Raw genomic sequence first — 19,130 nt, 5'->3', positions numbered from 1 at the left:
GGTAGTGAAGTGCTTCCGGTTCGAAACACGAACAGGCATAACGAAGTCCATGATGGACCTTCCCCCGCTCTGAGCACCGGCTCCAGCAACAGAAAACCTGTCACACAACAGCCTGACACACAGGGAGAGGACCGCGGTTTCGCACGTTTCCGGCGATCTCGGGGTTCAGGGGCCCGCGAGGTTCTGGTGGCCTGCGGCGGTCAGCGGCCGGCGAGCAGCCCGTGCACGACGTCGGCGACGGGTCCGGCCTGCGCTTGGCGCCAACCCGTGCCCGCCCACAGGTTCAGGCGCTCCGCGTCGCCGGCTGCGGCCGCCGCGGCCCGGAGGGGAGCCGTCAGGTGGTGGACCGCCGGGTAGGCCTCAGGTGCCTCGGGGTGGTCGCGGACAAATTCGTTCTCCAAGGCCCGGGCCTGCCGGCCGGTGAAGGCGCGCGTCAGCCGGGTACGCGTGAAATGCGGATCCGCCAGGGCATCCTTGTGCAGCTGCCTGGCGCCGCTTTGGTCCGTACGGAGAAACGCGGTGCCCAGCTGGGCAGCAACAGCCCCGGCGCGCAGCACGGCGTCGAGCCCGGCCGCATCCATGATGCCCCCCGCGGCCACCAGCGGGAGGCCGACGAAGGACCGCACCTCCGCGAGCAGCTCCGCCGTCGTGCCGCCCGGCTCTGCCCCGCCCGGCACTGCCCCCGGTGCCGGAAGGAACGCCGCGCTGTGTCCGCCGGCGCTCGTGTGCTGCACCACCAGGGCATCCACGCCCTGCTCTGCCGCCTGAACGGCCTCGGCCGCGGTGGTGACAGTGGCAAGCACCGCCGATCCCGCCCGCTGCAGAGCGCGGACGACGTCGAGGCCGGGTAGCCCGAAGGCGAAACTGACCAGCTCCACGGGGTCCGCCAGCAGGGCATCGATCTTTGCCTGCCACTCGTCGTCGTCATCCAGCCGCAACTGCGGGAGCTCCACGCCGTATCGCCGGGCATCGGCCCGCAACTGCAGCCGGTAGTCCTCGAGCTCCGCCAACACCGCCGCGGACGGCGGCAGTTGGGCCGGATCCGGGACGAACACATTCATGCCGAAGCGGGCGCCGGACTCCCGGATGGTGCGGACTTCCGCCTGCATGGCCGCCACGCTCTTGTACCCGGCGGCCAGGAAGCCAAGCCCGCCGGCGCGGTGCACGGCCTCGACGAAGGCCGGCGTTGAGGTTCCTCCGGCCATGGGCGCCGCGATGACGGGTGTGCCGAAAAGATCCTGGGGCATTGCGGGCTCCTTGCAGGGGTTCAGTAACCTGTTCCAGTGACTAACACTGACTTCCCGCCGGCGGCGGACTCCGTTCCATCTTCCACCACGCCATCCACCCCGGCGGCGACGACGGGCGCTGTGATCGGCCTGGACATCGGCGGCACCAAAACCAGGGGCGTCCGGTTCGAAGGAGGCACGCCCGTGGCCGACGAATCGGTGGGCAGCTCCAACGTCCAGAACGTCAGCCCTGAGGAAGCCGCCCGCAACCTGGCGGAACTCTTCGGCAGGATCGGCGGGGGAGAAGTGGCCCAGGTCTACGCGGGGGCCGGCGGCATCGACACCGACGACGACGCCGCGGCGCTCGCGGCACTGATCGCCCCCCACGTACCCGGCGCACGGATCACAGTGGTCCATGACTCCCGGCTGCTGCTCGCCGCAGGCGGCGCCAGCACCGGCGTCGCCGTGATCGCCGGCACTGGCTCGGCCGCGTGGGGCAGGAACGGCCGTGGTGAGGAAGCCCGGGCCGGGGGCTGGGGCTACTTGCTCGGCGACGAGGGCAGCGGCTACTGGCTGGGCCGGGAGGCCGTCCGCCACAGCCTGCGGCGGATGAACCAGGGGCTGGAACCGGACGAACTCACCCGGGCCCTGCTGGCCTCCTGCGGGGCGGATGACCCGAACAAGCTGATCGCCATGTTCCACTCGCCCGCGACCGGACGCCGCTTCTGGGCCCAGCAGGCCCGGCTCGTGGTGGAAGCCGCAGACGCCGGCCACGCGCCGAGCCAGGCCCTCATTGATCAGGCCGGGCGCGACCTCGCCGACCTGGCCGCGCAGTCCGTCAGGCAGCTCGGCATCGAGGGTCCCGTCATCCTGGGCAGCGGTCTGGGCATGAACGTGCCGCGGTTGCAGGAGTCCTTCCGCGCGGCACTGGCCGTCGCGGGGATCACCGATGTCCGGGTCCTGGCGCAGGAGCCCGTCTTCGGGGTGCTCCAGCTGGTGGCGGAACAGGACTAGCGGGGGGCAATCCTCCGGCCACTACGCTGGAGGCATGAGCATGCAATTCGACACCCGGCCCGCCGCCTACGCCGTCATCATCCGCGACGCCGAGATCCTCCTGGCGTACTGGAAGCAGGACGGCCGCGAGGGATGGACGCTGCCCGGCGGCGGCCTGGACCTCGCCGAACACCCTGTTGACGGTTGCCGCCGCGAAATCCACGAGGAAACCGGCTACGACGCCGAGGTTGGCGCCATGCTGGGGATCGACGTCGGGCACTGGCCGTCCGAAGTCCGGCTCGACGGCGGCGAGCGGGACTTCCAGTCGCTCCGGCTGGTCTACGAGGCGGCGATCACGGGCGGGGACCTGCGCCACGAAGTGAACGGGAGCACCACCCACGCGGCCTGGATTCCGCTGCATGCGGTGGCGGAGCTGAACCGGGTCTCGCTGGTGGACGCCGGACTGCGCCTGTACCGCGAGAGGCCGCTGAACGGAAAACTTTCCGGCTAAATCGCTAGCCAGGCGCAGGCGCCATGGCTATTCTGTAGAAACCGCAGCGCAAGTAGACGACACAGCGCAGTAGACGGGATCAGCCAGGAGCCGGCCGCAGCAAGCCGGCCGACGATGGGGAGGTGGAAGCAATGAATGCGATATTTCTGAGCGCGCAGCGCACCGATACAAGCCAAATCATTACTCCTGCCCCGTCCCACGGCGCAGCCTAGCCATCCAGCGCTAGTCTCCACGCGCGCGGCGTCCCTTGCCGCCGCAGCGCACCTGCACCGCACCACGGGCCCCATCAAAGGGTTTTCGTTGACCACTCATGCTGCATCGCCCGGCGCCCGTGGCGCCCTCTTCACCGATTCATCTGTTGCCAGTTCATCCGTCCCTACTGCAGCCATCCCCAATTCAGCCACCACTAATTCAGCCACCACTAATTCAGCCCTGCACTCCAATGCGGCTGGCCCCGAGGGGCCGGTCCACTACGGTTACACGGCGGGCATCGCGGAGCGTTTCGCGGCACATCCCGTGCCAGGAGGCCACCGCCGGGGCCGAGTTATCCGGGTGGACCGCAACCTCGTCCTGGTGGCCGACGGCGACGGGGCCGCCCACCTGCCCTACCCCCGCGGCGGGGAGCTTCCCGTCACCGGGGACTGGGTCTGGCTGGGCTCGAACGCGGCGGGGGAGCCCGCCATCGCGGGCATACTGCCGCGCCACTCGGAGCTGAGCCGCAAGCGTGCCTTCGAAGCCTCCTCTGAAGCACAGGTCCTTGGCGCCAACATGGACGTCGTGGGAATCGTCGTTCCGGTGGACCGCCCGCTCACGCACAACCGGCTCGAACGGACGCTGGTCGCGGCTTGGGACTCCGGCGCCACTCCGCTCGTGATCATCACGAAGGCGGACATCGCGGATCTCGCGGACGACGTCGTGGGGACGGTCGTGCGCCAATCGGCCGGCGTCGACGTCGTCACCACCTCTGCCGAGAACGGCGACGGCCTCGACGAACTGCTGGGCCATCTGCCACCCGGCGGCACGCTGGTGCTGCTGGGGCCCTCGGGCGCCGGCAAATCCACGCTCATCAATGCCCTCGCCGGCGTCGCGGCCCAGGAGATCGGGACCGTTCGCGCCGGTGACGGGAAGGGCAGGCACACCACCACGTCCCGCGCGCTCGTTCCCCTGCCCGGCGGCGCCGTCCTGATGGACACGCCCGGGGTGCGCGGCTTCGGGATCTTCGACGCCGACGAAGGAATGGAGGAGATGTTCGGCGACCTAGAAGAGCTCTTCGAGCACTGCCGCTTCTCGGACTGCGCGCATGGCCGGGAGCCCGGCTGCGCCGTGCAGGCCGCGCTCGCCGACGGCGGACTCGACGACCGCCGCTGGGCCAGTTACCTGAAGCTGCAGCGCGAACTCGCCGCCCTGGCCCGCCGCCACGACGCGGCCGCGCGGCGGGCCTACCAGCGCGAATGGCACCAGAAGATCGCGGTGGCGGGCAAGAGCCAGCGGTCGGCCGAACGCGACAACCATGAGAACGCGCGCGACCGGGGCGGCAAAGCCGGCGGCGCCAAGGGCGGCCGGCGGCGGCCCCGCTGAGGCGCACCGCGCGGTGACTCAACGGTCCCGGTGGCGCGCCGGGAGCTCTTCCGGCGCGCCACCCATCCAAAATCGTTGTGCTTCCGAAGCCTTACGGGAGCCGCGCGCCGCTGACATAGGCCGGGGCGCTGGTTAGTCTATGAGCTAACTGCTTTATGGCCAGTACACTGATGAGCAGTTGGCTGGTCCCTGTCGATGTTGCCGCCAACAGTTAGGTAAGCCCGGAAATGGCCGAAGCCATGATCGAGTTCCAGAACGTCACGAAGCAGTACCAGGGTGGCCAGCCCGCCGTTGACGGACTGACCATGTCCATCGACAAAGGCGCCATCACGGTCTTCGTCGGACCTTCCGGCTGCGGAAAGACCACCTCCCTGCGGATGATCAACCGCATGGTGGAACCCACGTCCGGCATCATCACCGTCGGCGGGGCCGACGTCACGTCAGTGCCCGCCGCGCAGCTGCGCCGGTCCATGGGCTACGTCATGCAGTCCTCCGGTTTGATGCCGCACCGCTCCGTGCTGGACAACATCGCCACCGTTCCCCGGCTTAATGGGGTGTCCAAAGGGGACGCCCGCAAGCGCGCGCAGGAACTGCTCGACGTCGTCGGGCTGGCCTCCTCCCTCGGCAAGCGTTACCCCTCCCAGCTTTCGGGCGGCCAGCAGCAGCGCGTCGGCGTGGCCCGGGCGCTCGCGGCCGATCCGCCCGTGCTGCTCATGGACGAGCCCTTCAGTGCCGTGGACCCCGTGGTCCGCGATGAACTCCAGAGGGAGTTGCTGCGGCTCCAGCGAGACCTGGCCAAGACGATCGTCTTCGTCACCCATGACATCGATGAGGCCACTGTCCTGGGCGACAAAGTGGCCGTGTTCGGCATCGGCGGCAAACTGGCGCAGTACGCCGCCCCTGCCGAGATCCTGCGGGCCCCGGCCAACGAGTTCGTGGCGTCCTTCGTGGGCCGCGACCGCGGGTTCCGGCACCTTGCGTTCAGCCCCTCCGACGGCGTCACCATCCACCCCGTCCCCACCATCACGCTCGAACAGCTCCAGGCGGAGGGCAGCTCCGACGACTGGCAGCTGGTGGTCGACGGCGCGCTGCGTCCGCTGGGCTGGGCCGGGCCCGGCAGCGCCAGCGGAGCCGGCGCGGAAATGGTTCCCGGAGGCTCCCTCTTCCGCAAGGGGGACACCCTCCGCCGGGCACTGGACGCGGCCCTGTCCTCGCCGTCAGGGCTTGGCGTCACCGTGGACGACGACGGCCGGGCAGCGGGGGTCATTGTCGCCGCCGAGGTTCTCGAAGTGATCGAATCGGACCGCAACGTCCGTCACGGGGTCCTCTAATGGAGTGGTTCCTGGCCAACAAGGAGCAGGTCTTCACGCTCGCCGGCCAGCATCTTGTCCTCGCCGTCCTGCCGATGATCTTAGGCCTGCTGATCGCCATCCCGCTGGCCCAAGTTGCCCGGCAGAGCCGTGCCCGGCGCTCCGTGGTGCTCACCGGGTCCTCGCTGCTGTACACGATCCCCTCGCTGGCGCTCTTCATCATTCTGCCGACCGTCCTCGGTACCCGGATCCTGGATCCCGTCAACGTGGTGGTCGCCCTGACCATTTACGCGGTGGCACTGCTGGTCCGCGCCGCCCTGGATGCCTTCGATTCGGTGGACGAGGACCTCCGCCAGGCCGCCGTCGCCATGGGCTTCAAACCATTTGCCAGGTTCCTCCAGATTGACCTGCCGCTTTCCCTGCCGGTGATGTTCGCCGGGCTGCGCGTGGTCTCCGTCAGCAACATCTCGCTGGTCAGCGTCGCGGCCCTGCTCGGGATCGGCAACCTCGGGATGCTGTTCACCTCGGGACTGCAGCGGGACTTCGTCACCGAGGTCGTGGTGGGCATCATCGCGATCCTGATCCTCGCGCTCTTCATGGACGCCGTCCTGGTGCTGATGGAACGGCTGCTGACCCCTTGGACCCGCGCCTCGGCGGCCACGGGCGGCAGCACCGATTCAGGCGCCGGCCCGGACAAGACCGGCCCCGCTGCCGCGGCGATGCGGCTTTCGCGTCCCAAGACCGGAGGGGGAAACGCATGAGCAACGTCGTCACGGACACCGCCGACTGGCTCACCGATCCGGCGAACTGGAGCGGCAGCAGCGGAATCCCGGTGCGGCTTCTCGAGCACCTGGCCTACACCGGGCTCGTCATGCTGATCGCCATGGCCATCGCCATTCCGGTGGGACTGTATGTGGGCCACACCGGCCGCGGGCGGGTTGCCGTCGTGGCACTCGCCGGCGCCCTGCGGGCCCTGCCCACCCTCGGCCTGCTGACCCTGTTCGTCCTGATCGCCGGCATCGGGCTGATGCCGCCGATCTGGGCGCTCGTGATCCTGACCGTCCCGCCCCTGCTGGCCGGCACCTACGCCGGGATCTCCAGCGTTGACCGCAACGTGGTGGACGCCGCCCGCGCCATGGGCATGACCGAGTGGCAGGTCCTGTTCCGGGCGGAATTCCCCAACGGACTGCACGTCATGTACGGCGGGTTCCGGACCGGGGTGCTGCAGGTGATCGCCACCGTCTCGGTGGTCGCGTACATCAACCTGGGCGGTCTGGGCCGCTACCTGTTCGACGGGCTGGTGCTTTCCGATTTCCCGCAGATGCTGGGCGGTTCGCTGCTGATCGCGGGCCTCGCGATCAGCGTCGACCTTGTCCTGGCCCTTATTCAGAGGCTGTTCCTGTCACGGGGTGCCTCGTTCCAGCCGAACCGCAGCCAGAAGGCTGCGGTTGATCTCACAGACTCCGTATACACGGAGACTGCTGTTCAAGGAGGTACGTCATGAACGAATCCCGCCAACGAGCGCTCGGCAGGCGCGCATTCGGCGGCCTGGCCGCCGGCGTGGGCCTGGCCCTGGCACTGTCCGCCTGTGGAGGCTCATCCAACCCGCTGAGCTCGGCACCGGCCAGCAGCGGCGGCGCCTCCGGTTCCGGCGGCGCCCTGGTGATCGGCTCCGCTGATTTCCCCGAGAGCCAGATCCTGGCCGAGGTCTATGCCGGCGCCCTGAACGCCGCGGGCGTTACGGCCAGCACCAAGCCGAACATCGGCTCGCGCGAGGTCTACTTCAAAGCCGTCCAGGACGGCTCGGTGGACGTCGTTCCCGACTACAGCGGCAACCTGCTGCTGTACGTAAACAAGGACGCCACCGAGGTCTCGGCCGATGACATCGCGAAGGCGCTCCCGACCAAGCTCCCGCAGGGCCTGGCCGTGCTGGATGCCTCCAAGGCCGAGAACAAGGACGCCATGGTGGTCACCAAGGCCACTGCCGAGAAGCACCAGCTGAAGTCCATCGAAGACATGGCGAAGGTCTGCAGCGAGCTTGTAATCGGCGCCCCGGCGACCTTCGCCGAACGCGCGTACGGCCTGCCCGGCCTGGCGAAGAACTACAACTGCGTGCCCAAAAAGCTGGAGCCGTTCAGCGACGGCGGCGGCGCCGTCACGCTCAAGGCACTGCTCTCGGACCAGGTCCAGGTCGCGGACATCTACACCACCACCCCGTCCATCCCGGACAACGACCTCGTGGTGCTGGAGGATCCGAAGAACAACTTCATCGCCCAGCAGGTGCTGCCGCTGTACAACTCGGCCAAGATGACGGACAAGGCGAAGGAAGCCCTCAACTCCGTGTCCAAGGTCCTCACCACCGAAGACCTCATCAACCTCAACCGTGCCGTCAGCGGCAGCCAGAAGCAGAACCCGAAGGACGCCGCGGACGCGTGGCTGAAGGAAAAGGGCATCGTCAAGCAGTAACCGGCAGGGCGGGGGAGCGCGGCGGCTACATGCCGCGGCGAACCCCGCCGGCCAGTGACCACGGCTGACCTGCCGTCGACGCCGGTGCCCGGGCTTGCAGCCCGGGCACCGGCGTCGTTGTTGTTACTGCCGCGTCCGCGTGTGAGTCATGTCTCAGCGGAAGTACATCCTCCATATGGCATATTTGATGAATGGCAGAATTCAAGCAGTCCACCAAGCTTCATAATGTCCTTTACGACATCCGTGGACCGATTCTTCAGGCCGCCCAGCAGATGGAGGCGGAGGGTCATCGCATCCTCAAACTGAACATCGGAAACCCGGCCCCGTTCGGGTTTGAAGCGCCGGACGCGATCCTGGTGGACATGATCCGCCACCTGCCGCATGCCCAGGGCTACAGCGACTCGCGCGGCATTTTCTCGGCCCGCACCGCCGTCTCGCAGTACTACCAGACCCGCGGGATCCAGAACATCCACGTGGATGACATCTATCTCGGCAACGGCGTCAGCGAGCTGATCACGATGTCGCTCATGGCCCTGCTCGACGACGGCGACGAGGTCCTCATCCCCACCCCGGACTACCCCCTGTGGACCGCCTCGGTTGCCCTGGCCGGCGGGAAGCCCGTGCACTACCTCTGCGATGAGGAAACCGGCTGGCAGCCCGACCTCGAGGACATGGAAGCGAAGATCACTCCGCGCACCAAGGGGATCGTGGTCATCAACCCGAACAACCCCACGGGTGCGGTGTACCCCAAAGCGACGCTGAAAAAGATCGTCGCCCTCGCCGAGAAGCACGGCCTCGTGCTCTTCGCCGACGAAATCTACGAGAAGATCCTCTACGAAGATGCGGTGCACGTAAACCTCGCCTCGCTCACCGGCGACGACGTCCTGTGCCTGACCTTCAGCGGGCTCTCCAAGGCCTACCGGGTCTGCGGTTTTCGGGCCGGCTGGATGGCCATCTCCGGGCCGAAAAAAGACGCCGCGGACTACCTCGAGGGCATCAACCTGCTCGCCAACATGCGCCTCTGCGCCAATGTTCCTGCCCAGCACGCCATCCAGACTGCCCTCGGCGGCTACCAGAGCATCAACGACCTGATCCTGCCCGGGGGACGTCTCCTGGAGCAGCGGAACAAGGCCTACGACATGCTCAACGCCATCCCGGGCGTCAGCACGCAGCAGGCCCGCGGGGCGATGTATCTGTTCCCGAAGCTGGACCCCGAGGTTTATCACATCCGCGACGACGAGAAATTCGTCCTGGACCTGCTCCGCGAGCAGAAGATCCTCCTGTCCCACGGCAGGGCGTTCAACTGGGTCCGGCCGGACCACTTCCGGATGGTGACGCTGCCAAACGTCAAGGACCTCGAGGAAGCGATCAACCGCATGGCGGACTTCCTGAGCCGGTACAAGGGGAACTAGGCTTCGGTCAGCAGCGCAACGGGGCTCCTGCTCCGCCTACTGCGGCTGCGTCAACCGGAAAGAGGCATTGATGGCAGACTCTGCGACGTTCGATGACCAACCCTCGAAACTCCTCAAGGTAGGGAAGGGCTTCAGCCTGGAATCGCTGGACCCGGGCTCGACGCCGGGCTACGACGGCGGCAAGGCCGACGGCGAGCAGCTGCTCGGCGAACTCGACGGCAAGCTCACGCAGCTGCAGGAGCAGCTGTTCGCCGAGTCCAGGACCGGCGGCAAGAAACGCGTGCTGCTGGTCCTGCAGGCCATGGACACTGCGGGCAAGGGCGGCATCGTCAACCACGTGATGGGCCAGATGAATCCGCAGGGCGTGCAGCTGAAGTCGTTCAAGGCGCCCACGCCCGAGGAACAGTCCTACGACTTCCTATGGCGGATCGAAAAGGAAGTGCCAGCGGCCGGCATGGTTGGGGTCTTCGACCGTTCCCACTATGAGGACGTCCTGATCCACCGGGTGCACCACTGGGCGGACGCCGAGGAACTGGAGCGCCGCTACCGGGCCATCAATGAATTCGAGGCCCGGCAGGCGGCCGCCGGAACGAAGATCGTCAAGGTCATGCTGCACATCAGCCGCGATGAGCAAAAGAACCGGCTGCTGGCCCGTCTGGAGGACCCCGCCAAACAATGGAAGTACAGCAGTGGGGACCTTAAGGAACGGGCCTTCTGGGCCGACTATATGGACGCTTACCAGACGGCCCTGGACAAGACCAGCACGGAGCTGGCGCCGTGGCATGTCGTGCCGGCCAACAAGAAGTGGTACGCCCGCATCGTGGTGCAGCAGCTCCTACTGGAGGCCCTCGAAGGCCTGAATCTCAAATGGCCGGTTCCGGACTTGGACATGGACATGGAACGCGAACTGGTGCAGCGGTCCTGACCGGCGGTCTTTGAAAAGCAGGTGTTTAGTTCTTGTCCGCAGCCTGGTCCCGGGCGGCGGCGAGCCGCTTGCGGGCGCCTTCCAGCCACTGTTCGCAGCGCTTGGCCAGTGCCTCGCCGCGCTCCCACAGCGCGAGTGATTCTTCCAGGCTGGCGCCGCCGGCCTCCAGCTTGCCCACCACCGCGACCAGCTGCTCGCGGGCGTCCTCGTAGCTGAGGGCCTCGATGTCGGCGTTCGGGCTGGATTCTGCTGCCATGTGGATGCTCCTTGGTTGATGCGGTTACTGCGTCCGCGGTGTCTGTTGCGTGCCGTCTGGTGATGTTCAGTGGTGCTGTGGTGTTGCCGACGGATTGCCGTGTTGCCGTGCGGCTGGTGGTTCCTGGGATGACGCCGGATCAAGCGTTGCGGGCCCGGGTTTGGTCCGGGCAGTTATTCCTCGGCCGGCTCCTGGCCGCCGGTGGACTGGGCGGTGAACCGGCCGCCGGCCACCCGTACCGTAAGGTCCGTGCCGGCGGGCGCCTGCGTGGGGTGCCGAACCACGTCCCGGTGCGTCGCGGCGGACGCTCCGGAGCCGGCGAGCTGGACCACCGCGTAGCCGCGGTCCAGCGTCTTTTGCGGTGAGAGCGCGCGCACCTGCGCCTTGAGGTGGACCAGCTGGTCCGCTGCCCGGACGACGGCGGCGCTGATGGCCGAGTGCGAGCGGACTTTGAGCCGTTCGACGTCGTCGTGGCGCTGGGTGATCATGACGTCGGGGGAGAGCAGCACGGGGCGGGAGCGCAGGGCCGCCAGCCGGTCGCCCTCGCGTTCTACGAGTCGGGTGACCCCCCGGCGGAGCTGGTCCCGTGCCTGCCGGACCCGGACGAGCTCTTCCGCGACATCCGGAACGATCCTCTTCGCCGCGTCTGTGGGCGTTGAAGCCCTGAGGTCTGCGACGTCGTCGAGGATGGGCCGGTCCGCTTCGTGCCCGATCGCGCTCACCACGGGGGTGGACGCGTCCGCGACAGCCCGGATGAGCTCCTCGCTGCTGAACGGCAACAGGTCCTCGAGGGCGCCTCCGCCGCGGGCGATGACGATGACGTCGACCCCGGGGTGGGCGTCGAGCTCCCGCAATGCCGCGATCATCTGGGCCACGGCGGTGTTGCCCTGGACCGCTACTTCGCGGATCTCGAATTCGACGGCCGGCCAGCGCAGGGCAGCGTTGCGCAGCACATCCTTCTTGGCGTCAGAGTCGCGGCCGGTGATCAGGCCGATCCGGTGCGGGAGCAGGGGGAGGCGTTTTTTGCGGGAATCGGCAAAGAGCCCTTCGGCGGCGAGGGCGTGGCGCAGCCGCTCAATCCTGGCGAGGAGGTCGCCGAGCCCCACGGGCCGGATGTCCTTCACGGACATGTTCAGCCGGCCCGTCTTGAGCCAAAATTCGGCCTTGATCAGGGCAACAACCCGGGAGCCGCGTTCCAGCGGAGCGTCCTGGCGGTCCAGCACGGTGGTCCAGACCGACGCCGGCAGCGAGATTTCGGCGTCGATGTCCCGGAGCGTCAAGTAGGCGTTGCTGCCACGCCGGTTGAGCTCGATCACCTGCCCCTCAACCCATGCCGAGGGCGCGCGGTCGATGTGCATCTTGAGCTTCTGGGACAGCAACTGCAGAGGCCAGGGGTTGTCCGGGCTGGTTTGAGCCGCGGTGGCCGGTAGCGTGGTGGCCGCCGCCGCGTCCTCAGGCATGCGTGGGCTCCATGGCCGAGAGTGCCCTGTGGAGTGCCTTGTGCATATGCGTGCGTGTCCTTTTGCCCGAGGGGACTGCCGGTGGCCCGCTCCCCGGCGGGTGGGCCGGCCGGCAGCCGGAAGTTGTCTCTGTCAACTCTATCCATAGCTCTACCACCGGGGCCCGACTTTATGGCCGCGCCCGGCCCCGCCCTAGGATGGGAGGGACGCCATCAACCTCCTAGGAATCCCTTGCGCACTTTTGTCTCCGCCGCCGCCGTCCTTATCGGGCTTCTGATGGCAGCCGTCGCCGTTCCAGCCATGTGGGTTGACCGCAACATCGTCCAGGAAGACGGCTTCGTAGCCCTGACCGCACCGCTGGGCAAGGACCCGGCGTTCCAGCAACGGCTCGCCACGGCCGCCGTCGATGGCGTGGCTTCCAGCGCCGGCATCCCTGCGGCCCTCACGGAGCTTGCCCGGCCGGTCCTGGACAACGCGGCACAATCGCTCACGGGGCTGCCCGGCTACTCCGAGGCCTGGGCGGAAACCCTTCGCAAGAGCCACCGCCTCACGTTCGCCGACCCCAGCACGCTGCCGCCGGAGGTTGACGGCACCTCGTCGCTCACCCTGGATGTCGCACCGCTTGCCGGGCTGGTGGCCAAGCAGGTAACCGAGGCGACCACCCTTCCGGTGGAGGCGCCCGGCCAGGTGCTGATCCATATCGGGCAGTCCAACCAGCGCCAGCTGATCGAACGCGTCATCGTCTACGCCCCAATGGGCTACGCCGTTGCCGTCGGCGCGGGCATCGCCTTCGTGCTGGCGTTCGTTGCGGCCCGACGCCGGTGGACCGTCCTGGTCGGCATGGGCGTCGGCGCGCTGGTGGTCGCCGGTGTGTGGAAGCTGGCCAGCGATGCCGCCAGCACCGCCGTCGCCGGGACCTCGAGCGGCAACGATGTGGCGGAGCTCTTCAAGAACGAGTTCGTCGCGGCGTGCTCTGCCAGCTTCGGCCAGTGGATCGTCGCTGCCGCTGTTGCGGGAGCAGCACTGCTGGCCACAGGCGTGGCTGTCCGCGTCGCCGGGGGCCGCAAACGGGGCAAGATTGAACACCGGTAGCATGGGAGCATGACCTCCACCGCTGTTTCCGTTCCGATGCCATCTGTTCCGCGCCGACGGCGTTCACCGGAAGACGTTCTGGCGGCCGCCCCTGTCGCCGGTCCCAAAAAAGTCCTGCTGGCAGCCCCGCGCGGCTACTGCGCCGGCGTTGACCGTGCGGTCATCGCGGTGGAAAAAGCCCTGGAGCACTACGGCCCGCCGGTCTACGTCCGCAAGCAGATCGTGCACAACGTCCACGTGGTCAGCTCCCTGGAGGAGAAGGGCGCCATCTTCGTCGATGAGACCGACGAGGTCCCGGAAGGTGCCCTCGTGATCTTTTCCGCGCACGGAGTTTCACCCGCCGTCGTCCAGTCCGCCGAGGACCGCGGACTGCGCACCATTGACGCGACCTGCCCGCTGGTCACCAAGGTGCACCGCGAAGCCGTCCGGTTCGCCAAGGATGACTTCGACATCCTGTTGATCGGCCACGACGGCCATGAGGAAGTGGAAGGCACCGCCGGCGAGGCTCCCGAGCACATCCAGATCATCAACGGCCCGCACGAGGTCGACAAGGTCACGGTCCGCGACCCGGAGAAGGTCATCTGGCTCTCGCAGACCACCCTCAGCGTGGACGAAACCATGGAGACTGTGCGCCTGCTCAAGGAGCGGTTCCCCACTCTCCAGGATCCGCCCAGCGACGACATCTGCTACGCCACCACCAACCGCCAGGTGGCCATCAAGAAGATCTCGCCCCAGGCGGAACTCGTGATCGTGGTGGGCTCCGCCAACTCCTCGAACTCCGTCCGCCTCGTGGAGGTGGCATTGGAATACGGCGCCAAGGCCTCCTACCGGGTCGACTTCGCGAACGAGGTCGACGAGACCTGGTTCGAGGGCGTCGCCACGGTGGGTGTGACATCGGGGGCCTCCGTCCCTGAAGTCCTCGTCAAGGACGTGCTCCGGCTCCTGGCCGACTACGGCTACGGATCGGTCGAGGAAGTCGTCACGGCCGAGGAAGACCTCCTGTTCTCCCTGCCCAAGGAGCTCCGGGCCACGCTGAAGCAGGCCGGCGACGTCACCCGCGCCCTCGGCGGCCGCGGCACCCGCCCCGAATAGTCCCAGGAGCCGCACAGTCCGAGGAACTGGACAGTCCCGGGCACTCAGCCGTCGGAACTGACCCGTCTTAGGCCGCGGACTCTTCGGACTCGTCCCGGGGCTGCAGTTCCGGGGCTGCGACTGCGCGCGGCGCGACCTCGACGGCGGGCGGAGTGGCCAGACCGGCGGATTCCAGGGCGTTCAGCTTCCTGGCGGTGGGCAGGACCCGGGCCTCAAGGGTCCCGACCATGGAGTTGTACCTTTCCACCGAGGTCTTCAGCGAGGACCCCAGCTTGGTGACGTTCTCGCCCAGCGTGCCCATCCGGTCATAGAGCTGCCGCGCGAGCTCGAAGAGTTCCCGGGCACTGTCCGTCAAGACGTCCTGGCGCCACGTGAACGCCACCGACTTCAGCACCGCCAGCAAGGTCCCGGGGGAGGCCAGGACCACGTTCTTGGACAGGGCATAGTCCAGCAGGGCCGGGTCCGCCGAGAGCGCGGCGGCCAGAATGGACTCCGCCGGCAGGAAACACACCACCAGCTCCGGAGAGTTGCCGGGGATGTCCCAGTACTTCTTGCTGCCCAGCGCGTCCACGTGGGCCTTGAGGGCCTTGGCATGGGCGGCGAGGTGCGCCTGCTGGCTGCCGGGCAGCTGCGAGGACTGCTGGCCTGTCTGGGAGGCGCCGAGGTCCTGGGCGGCGAGATACGACGCCAGCGGGACCTTTGCGTCGACTACGAGCTGCTTGGCGCCGGGCAGTTGCACCACGAGGTCGGGCCGGAGGCTGCCGTCCGGGCCGGAGCCGTGGGCCTGCCCGCTGTGGACCTGTTCGTGGAAATCCACGTGCCGCAGCATGCCTGCTGCCTCGACCACACGGCGCAGCTGGACCTCGCCCCACTGGCCGCGGGCGCTGTTGGAGCGCAGGGCAGACTCGAGCGCATGTGTGGAGCGCAGCAGCTGCTCATCGGACAGGCGGGCCTCCTGCAGTTGCTGGGCAAGCTGGCCGTACTGCTCCAGCCGGTCGCGTTCGAGCAGGGACACCTGCTGCTGCACGGCAGTGAGCTTCTCCGCCACCGGCGCCAGCGCACGGAGAACACTGCCGTCCTGGTTCCGGGACTCACCCAGCTCCCGGTTCTGGGCCGCGAGAAGGCGCCTCTCGGCGTCGGCCGCGGCGAACTGGGCGCTGACGTCGGACAGCCGGGCCGATACGCCGTCGAAGTCCTGTTCCACGGCAAGGTACCGCCGGTGCAGCAGGAAATAGACGACGGCGGCGCCGGCGACGGCACCGGTGAGCAGCATGAGCAGGGCAAGAATCAGTGCAAAAGCATCCATGACTTCACTGTGGCATGCCCCTGTGACAGTTTTGGCTTCGACGCCCGGAACACCGGGGATTTACACCGGTCTTACGGCCGGAACCCCCGCGCGGGCCGCCGCCCAAGCCTTGGCACGGGCCGCCGAAGCAAGCCCCGCGCGGGCCCCCGCGCCGGCCTCCACACGGCCCCAGCACCGGCCGCCGCAACGATCGCCGGCGCGTGCGGGTAGAATATATGCTCGTGGCACTTACTATTGGCATCGTCGGACTGCCCAACGTCGGCAAATCAACCCTTTTCAACGCACTGACCCGCAACCAGGTCCTCGCGGCGAACTACCCGTTCGCCACGATCGAGCCCAACATCGGCGTCGTGAACCTGCCGGATTCCCGGCTTGAAAAGCTGGCCGGCATCTTCGGCTCCGCGCGCCTGCTGCCCGCCGCGGTGTCCTTCGTGGACATCGCCGGCATCGTCAAGGGCGCCTCCGAGGGCGAGGGCCTCGGTAACCAGTTCCTCGCCAACATCCGCGAGGCCGAGGCCATCGCGCAGGTTGTCCGCGTGTTCGATGACCCGGACGTCATCCACGTCGACGGCAAGGTCGATCCCAGCTCCGACATGGAGACGATCAACACCGAGCTGATCCTGGCCGATCTGCAGACCATCGAAAAGGCCATCCCCCGGATCGAAAAAGAAGTAAAGATCAAGAAGCGGGATGCGGCCGAGCTGGCAGCCATCCTGGCGGCGCAGGCGGTGCTGGAGCGCGGCGACACCATCTTCTCCTCCATCAAGAGCGACAAGCTGGAGATGGAGCACCTCAAGGAACTCGGCCTGCTGACGGCCAAGCCCTTCATCTACGTCTTCAACTCCGACGAGGGCATCCTGGGCAGCCCGGAGAAGCAGGCGGAACTGCGTGCCCTGGTGGCTCCGGCCGACGCCATCTTCCTGGACGCCAAGCTTGAGTCCGACCTGGTGGAGCTCGACGAGGCAGAAGCCCGCGAGATGCTGGAAATGAACGGCCAGGATGAATCCGGGCTGGACCAGTTGGCCCGCGTCGGCTTCCACACCCTCGGACTGCAGACCTACCTCACGGCCGGCCCCAAGGAAACCCGCGCGTGGACCATCCGCCAGGGCGACACCGCCCCGCAGGCCGCCGGTGTGATCCACTCCGATTTCCAGCGCGGCTTCATCAAGGCCGAGGTCGTCTCCTTCGAAGACCTCATCGAGGCCGGCTCCATGGCCGAGGCGAAGGCCCGCGGCAAGGTCCGGATCGAAGGCAAGGAATACATCATGGCCGACGGCGACGTGGTCGAATTCCGTTTCAACGTTTGACGGCCGCCGCCCGGCAGCGCGGTAATTCTGCCAAGTAATTAACGATTAACTGGAGGAGCCTCGATTTTCGGATCGGGGCTTTTCCTGTGTGCGGCTCTTTTATCTTTTTGTTACGCCGCCGTCAACGTTTCTGTGGAAAGCTGGCCCTGCGGAACCTGTCCAATGTTGCAGCTCGGTAACGAACTTTACAGTCGGTCAACTTTGGTGGCTCCGAGCGGGCTTTGGGGTTTACGCTTCATGCCATGTGAGACGGGCCACACTGCCGCTGGGGGAGTGTGGACGTCTGTCTGGCGCTTTTGGCGCCGGTCTCACCCACACCACAGAAACAAGGAGGCGGAATGCGCTTGGGTCGTATTTCCAAAGCAGTGGGCGTGGCGGCAGCAGCTGCCATCGCCCTCAGCGCCTGCGCGGGCAACAGCGGCGGGACAACCCCGACCACTGCGGCCGCAGCAAGCAAGCAAGGCGGATCGGCAACCGTAGTAGAGGTCAACGCGTTCAATACGTTCAACCCGAACACGGCCGATGGAAACACTGACATTAACTCAAAGGTCAGCTACGCCACGCACTCAGGGTTCTTCTACATCGACAACAAGCTCAACGTTGTTCGCAATGAGAAGTTCGGCAAGATGGAAAAGGTCTCCGACGATCCGTTGACGGTGAAGTACACCATCAACGACGGCGTGAAGTGGTCGGACGGCACGCCTGTCACCGCGGCCGACCTTGTGCTCCAGTGGGCTGCTTTCTCCGGTTACTACAACGACGCCGATGCGGACGGGAAGACCGGAACGTCCTACTTCTCCTACGCGGGTGACCCGACCGGCATTGCCCTCACCGATTTCCCGGAACTCGGTGACGACGGCCGCAGCATGACGCTGAAGTACTCCAAGCCGTTCGCCGACTGGGAAATCGCCATCGGCGGCCCCGGCATCGACATCCCGGCCCACGTCCTCGCCAAGAAGGCGGGCCTGGCTGACACCAAGGCGTTCATTGACTTGCTGAAGGGCATGCCCCGCGGCGACTCCAAGGCCCCCAAGCCGGCGAACGCGCAGCTCAAGGCCATGTCGGACCTGTGGAACACCGGCTTTGACACCAAGACCCTGCCGGCCGATCCGAGCCTCTACCTCTCCAACGGCCCGTTCATCGTCAAGAGCGTCAACCAGGACCAGTCCCTGACCATGGTCAAGAACAAGGACTACAACTGGGGTCCGGAAGCCCAGCTGGACGAAATCACCGTCCGCTACATCGGTGAGGCACCCGCCCAGGTCCAGGCACTCAAGAACGGCGAGGCAGACATCATCGCCCCGCAGGCATCCGCGGACACCGTGGAGCAGCTCAAGGCACTCGAAAGCCAGGGCGTGAAGGTCGACGTCGGCAACCAGCTCGCGTACGACCACATCGACCTGAACTACTCGGGCCCGTTTGCCGAGAAGAACGTCCGCGAGGCGTTCATGAAGGCCGTCCCGCGTACGGACATCGTCGACAAGATCGTCAAGAAGCTGGATCCGAACGCTGCACCGCTTGACTCCCAGCTCTTCGTTCCGGACCAGGCCCCGTACGCCGAATCGGCCAAGAACAACGGCTCCTCCGCTTACCAGGGTGTGGATATCGAGGGTGCCAAGAAGCTGCTCAACGGCGCCACCCCCGAAGTTCGCATCATGTACAACAAGGACAACCCCAACCGTGTTGACGCCTACTCCCTGATCAGCGAGTCCGCCACCAAGGCCGGCTTCAAGATCGTCGACGGCGGTCTCGGCAAGTCTGACTGGGGCAAGGCCCTCGGTGACGGCAGCTACGACGCCACCATCTTCGGCTGGAGCAACTCGGGTGTCGGCGTGTCCGGCGTTCCGCAGATCTTCAAGTCCGGCAACGACTCCAACTTCAACCAGTTCAGCAACCCTGAAGCCGACAAGCTGATGGACGAACTGATTGTCACCACCGACAAGAGCAAGCAGGACGGCCTCGTTGCGCAGATCGACAAGATGATCTGGGATTCGGCCTACGGCCTTCCGCTCTTCCAGTCGGTTGGCGTGGACGCATACAGCGACCGCATCACCGGTGTGAAGTACATGCCGAACCAGACCGGCGTTTGGTGGAACTTCTGGGAATGGGCACAGAAGTAGCCCGCGACCCTAAGTAACACTGCTGGAAAGGCGTCGGGACCACAGCTTCTTCGGTCCCGACGCCTTTCTGGCGATA

Annotated in this window: 17 protein-coding genes; 13 read left to right on the top strand and 4 right to left on the bottom strand. The window is 66.9% G+C overall.

Annotated elements, in window-relative coordinates:
- Positions 1-200: 200 nt before the first annotated feature.
- The gene (locus LQV16_RS14835) at positions 201-1,247 is read right to left on the bottom strand and encodes a nitronate monooxygenase (RefSeq protein WP_229994667.1); all 1,047 of its coding nucleotides are present in this window, start codon (positions 1,245-1,247) and stop codon (positions 201-203) included.
- A 120-nt stretch (positions 1,248-1,367) separates the two neighbouring features.
- On the opposite strand from LQV16_RS14835, the gene LQV16_RS14830 reads away from it, so the two are divergent.
- From LQV16_RS14830 to LQV16_RS14790, 9 genes are all read left to right on the top strand, one after another.
- Entirely contained in the window at positions 1,368-2,240 is an 873-nt protein-coding gene (locus tag LQV16_RS14830) for a BadF/BadG/BcrA/BcrD ATPase family protein (protein WP_229994671.1), read from the top strand.
- A gap of 34 nt (positions 2,241-2,274) precedes the next feature.
- Complete coding sequence (locus tag LQV16_RS14825; RefSeq protein WP_229994666.1) at positions 2,275-2,730, top strand: NUDIX domain-containing protein; 456 nt, start codon at positions 2,275-2,277, stop codon at positions 2,728-2,730.
- Positions 2,731-3,162: 432 nt separating this feature from the next.
- On the top strand, positions 3,163-4,308 hold the full coding sequence (gene rsgA, locus LQV16_RS14820) for a ribosome small subunit-dependent GTPase A (RefSeq protein WP_229994670.1): 1,146 nt from the start codon (positions 3,163-3,165) through the stop codon (positions 4,306-4,308).
- A 227-nt stretch (positions 4,309-4,535) separates the two neighbouring features.
- Positions 4,536-5,639, top strand: coding sequence for an ATP-binding cassette domain-containing protein (locus LQV16_RS14815; RefSeq protein ID WP_290369382.1), 1,104 nt, complete (start codon positions 4,536-4,538; stop codon positions 5,637-5,639).
- Positions 5,639-6,379 (top strand): ABC transporter permease, encoded by a 741-nt coding sequence (locus tag LQV16_RS14810; protein WP_229994665.1) that lies wholly within the window; start codon positions 5,639-5,641, stop codon positions 6,377-6,379. The genes LQV16_RS14815 and LQV16_RS14810 overlap by 1 nt, the downstream gene beginning before the upstream one ends.
- A complete protein-coding gene (locus LQV16_RS14805; RefSeq protein ID WP_229994664.1) occupies positions 6,376-7,122 on the top strand; it encodes an ABC transporter permease in 747 nt (248 codons plus the stop codon). Before LQV16_RS14810 ends, LQV16_RS14805 begins: the two co-directional genes overlap by 4 nt.
- Positions 7,119-8,084: an ABC transporter substrate-binding protein gene (locus LQV16_RS14800; RefSeq protein WP_229994663.1), complete on the top strand. Its 966-nt coding sequence runs from the start codon at positions 7,119-7,121 to the stop codon at positions 8,082-8,084. The genes LQV16_RS14805 and LQV16_RS14800 overlap by 4 nt, the downstream gene beginning before the upstream one ends.
- 191 nt (positions 8,085-8,275) lie before the next feature.
- Entirely contained in the window at positions 8,276-9,496 is a 1,221-nt protein-coding gene (locus LQV16_RS14795) for a pyridoxal phosphate-dependent aminotransferase (protein ID WP_018773782.1), read from the top strand.
- A 70-nt stretch (positions 9,497-9,566) separates the two neighbouring features.
- Positions 9,567-10,421 carry a polyphosphate kinase 2 family protein gene (locus LQV16_RS14790; protein WP_229994662.1) on the top strand — a complete coding sequence of 285 codons (855 nt, stop codon included), beginning with the start codon at positions 9,567-9,569 and terminating at the stop codon, positions 10,419-10,421.
- 25 nt (positions 10,422-10,446) lie between these two features.
- On the opposite strand, the gene LQV16_RS14785 is transcribed toward LQV16_RS14790, so the two are convergent.
- Together LQV16_RS14785 and xseA are read right to left on the bottom strand one after the other, a co-directional pair.
- Positions 10,447-10,677 carry an exodeoxyribonuclease VII small subunit gene (locus LQV16_RS14785; protein ID WP_229994661.1) on the bottom strand — a complete coding sequence of 77 codons (231 nt, stop codon included), beginning with the start codon at positions 10,675-10,677 and terminating at the stop codon, positions 10,447-10,449.
- A 173-nt stretch (positions 10,678-10,850) separates the two neighbouring features.
- Positions 10,851-12,137 (bottom strand): exodeoxyribonuclease VII large subunit, encoded by a 1,287-nt coding sequence (gene xseA / locus LQV16_RS14780; protein ID WP_229994660.1) that lies wholly within the window; start codon positions 12,135-12,137, stop codon positions 10,851-10,853.
- A 231-nt stretch (positions 12,138-12,368) separates the two neighbouring features.
- Here xseA and LQV16_RS14775 point away from each other — a divergent pair, with 231 nt between their 5' ends.
- Together LQV16_RS14775 and LQV16_RS14770 are read left to right on the top strand one after the other, a co-directional pair.
- The gene (locus tag LQV16_RS14775; protein WP_229994659.1) at positions 12,369-13,229 is read left to right on the top strand and encodes a hypothetical protein; all 861 of its coding nucleotides are present in this window, start codon (positions 12,369-12,371) and stop codon (positions 13,227-13,229) included.
- A 9-nt stretch (positions 13,230-13,238) separates the two neighbouring features.
- The gene (locus LQV16_RS14770) at positions 13,239-14,321 is read left to right on the top strand and encodes a 4-hydroxy-3-methylbut-2-enyl diphosphate reductase (protein WP_229994658.1); all 1,083 of its coding nucleotides are present in this window, start codon (positions 13,239-13,241) and stop codon (positions 14,319-14,321) included.
- Between the two features lie 67 nt (positions 14,322-14,388).
- Here LQV16_RS14770 and LQV16_RS14765 read toward each other — a convergent pair whose 3' ends face one another.
- Positions 14,389-15,627 carry a DNA recombination protein RmuC gene (locus LQV16_RS14765; RefSeq protein ID WP_229994657.1) on the bottom strand — a complete coding sequence of 413 codons (1,239 nt, stop codon included), beginning with the start codon at positions 15,625-15,627 and terminating at the stop codon, positions 14,389-14,391.
- Between the two features lie 221 nt (positions 15,628-15,848).
- On the opposite strand from LQV16_RS14765, the gene ychF reads away from it, so the two are divergent.
- On the top strand, positions 15,849-16,934 hold the full coding sequence (gene ychF / locus LQV16_RS14760; protein ID WP_229994656.1) for a redox-regulated ATPase YchF: 1,086 nt from the start codon (positions 15,849-15,851) through the stop codon (positions 16,932-16,934).
- 338 nt (positions 16,935-17,272) lie between these two features.
- Positions 17,273-19,054: an ABC transporter family substrate-binding protein gene (locus LQV16_RS14755; protein ID WP_229994655.1), complete on the top strand. Its 1,782-nt coding sequence runs from the start codon at positions 17,273-17,275 to the stop codon at positions 19,052-19,054.
- Positions 19,055-19,130: the final 76 nt, after the last annotated feature.

It is taken from the genome of Arthrobacter sp. Bi26 (genome assembly GCF_918697925.1).
Lineage (GTDB): Bacteria > Actinomycetota > Actinomycetes > Actinomycetales > Micrococcaceae > Arthrobacter.
This window is presented reverse-complemented; position numbering and strand designations above follow the sequence as displayed.

Bases quoted from the DNA above. Each gene is read 5' to 3' on its own strand.
- LQV16_RS14765 (WP_229994657.1), bottom strand. From the start codon at position 15,627: ATGGATGCTTTTGCACTGATTCTTGCCCTGCTCATGCTGCTCACCGGT.
- LQV16_RS14755 (WP_229994655.1), top strand. From the start codon at position 17,273: ATGCGCTTGGGTCGTATTTCCAAAGCAGTGGGCGTGGCGGCAGCAGCT.
- LQV16_RS14835 (WP_229994667.1), bottom strand. From the start codon at position 1,247: ATGCCCCAGGATCTTTTCGGCACACCCGTCATCGCGGCGCCCATGGCC.
- LQV16_RS14790 (WP_229994662.1), top strand. From the start codon at position 9,567: ATGGCAGACTCTGCGACGTTCGATGACCAACCCTCGAAACTCCTCAAG.
- LQV16_RS14825 (WP_229994666.1), top strand. From the start codon at position 2,275: ATGAGCATGCAATTCGACACCCGGCCCGCCGCCTACGCCGTCATCATC.
- LQV16_RS14810 (WP_229994665.1), top strand. From the start codon at position 5,639: ATGGAGTGGTTCCTGGCCAACAAGGAGCAGGTCTTCACGCTCGCCGGC.
- LQV16_RS14805 (WP_229994664.1), top strand. From the start codon at position 6,376: ATGAGCAACGTCGTCACGGACACCGCCGACTGGCTCACCGATCCGGCG.
- LQV16_RS14785 (WP_229994661.1), bottom strand. From the start codon at position 10,677: ATGGCAGCAGAATCCAGCCCGAACGCCGACATCGAGGCCCTCAGCTAC.
- LQV16_RS14815 (WP_290369382.1), top strand. From the start codon at position 4,536: ATGGCCGAAGCCATGATCGAGTTCCAGAACGTCACGAAGCAGTACCAG.
- LQV16_RS14795 (WP_018773782.1), top strand. From the start codon at position 8,276: ATGGCAGAATTCAAGCAGTCCACCAAGCTTCATAATGTCCTTTACGAC.
- LQV16_RS14770 (WP_229994658.1), top strand. From the start codon at position 13,239: ATGACCTCCACCGCTGTTTCCGTTCCGATGCCATCTGTTCCGCGCCGA.
- LQV16_RS14800 (WP_229994663.1), top strand. From the start codon at position 7,119: ATGAACGAATCCCGCCAACGAGCGCTCGGCAGGCGCGCATTCGGCGGC.
- xseA (WP_229994660.1), bottom strand. From the start codon at position 12,137: ATGCCTGAGGACGCGGCGGCGGCCACCACGCTACCGGCCACCGCGGCT.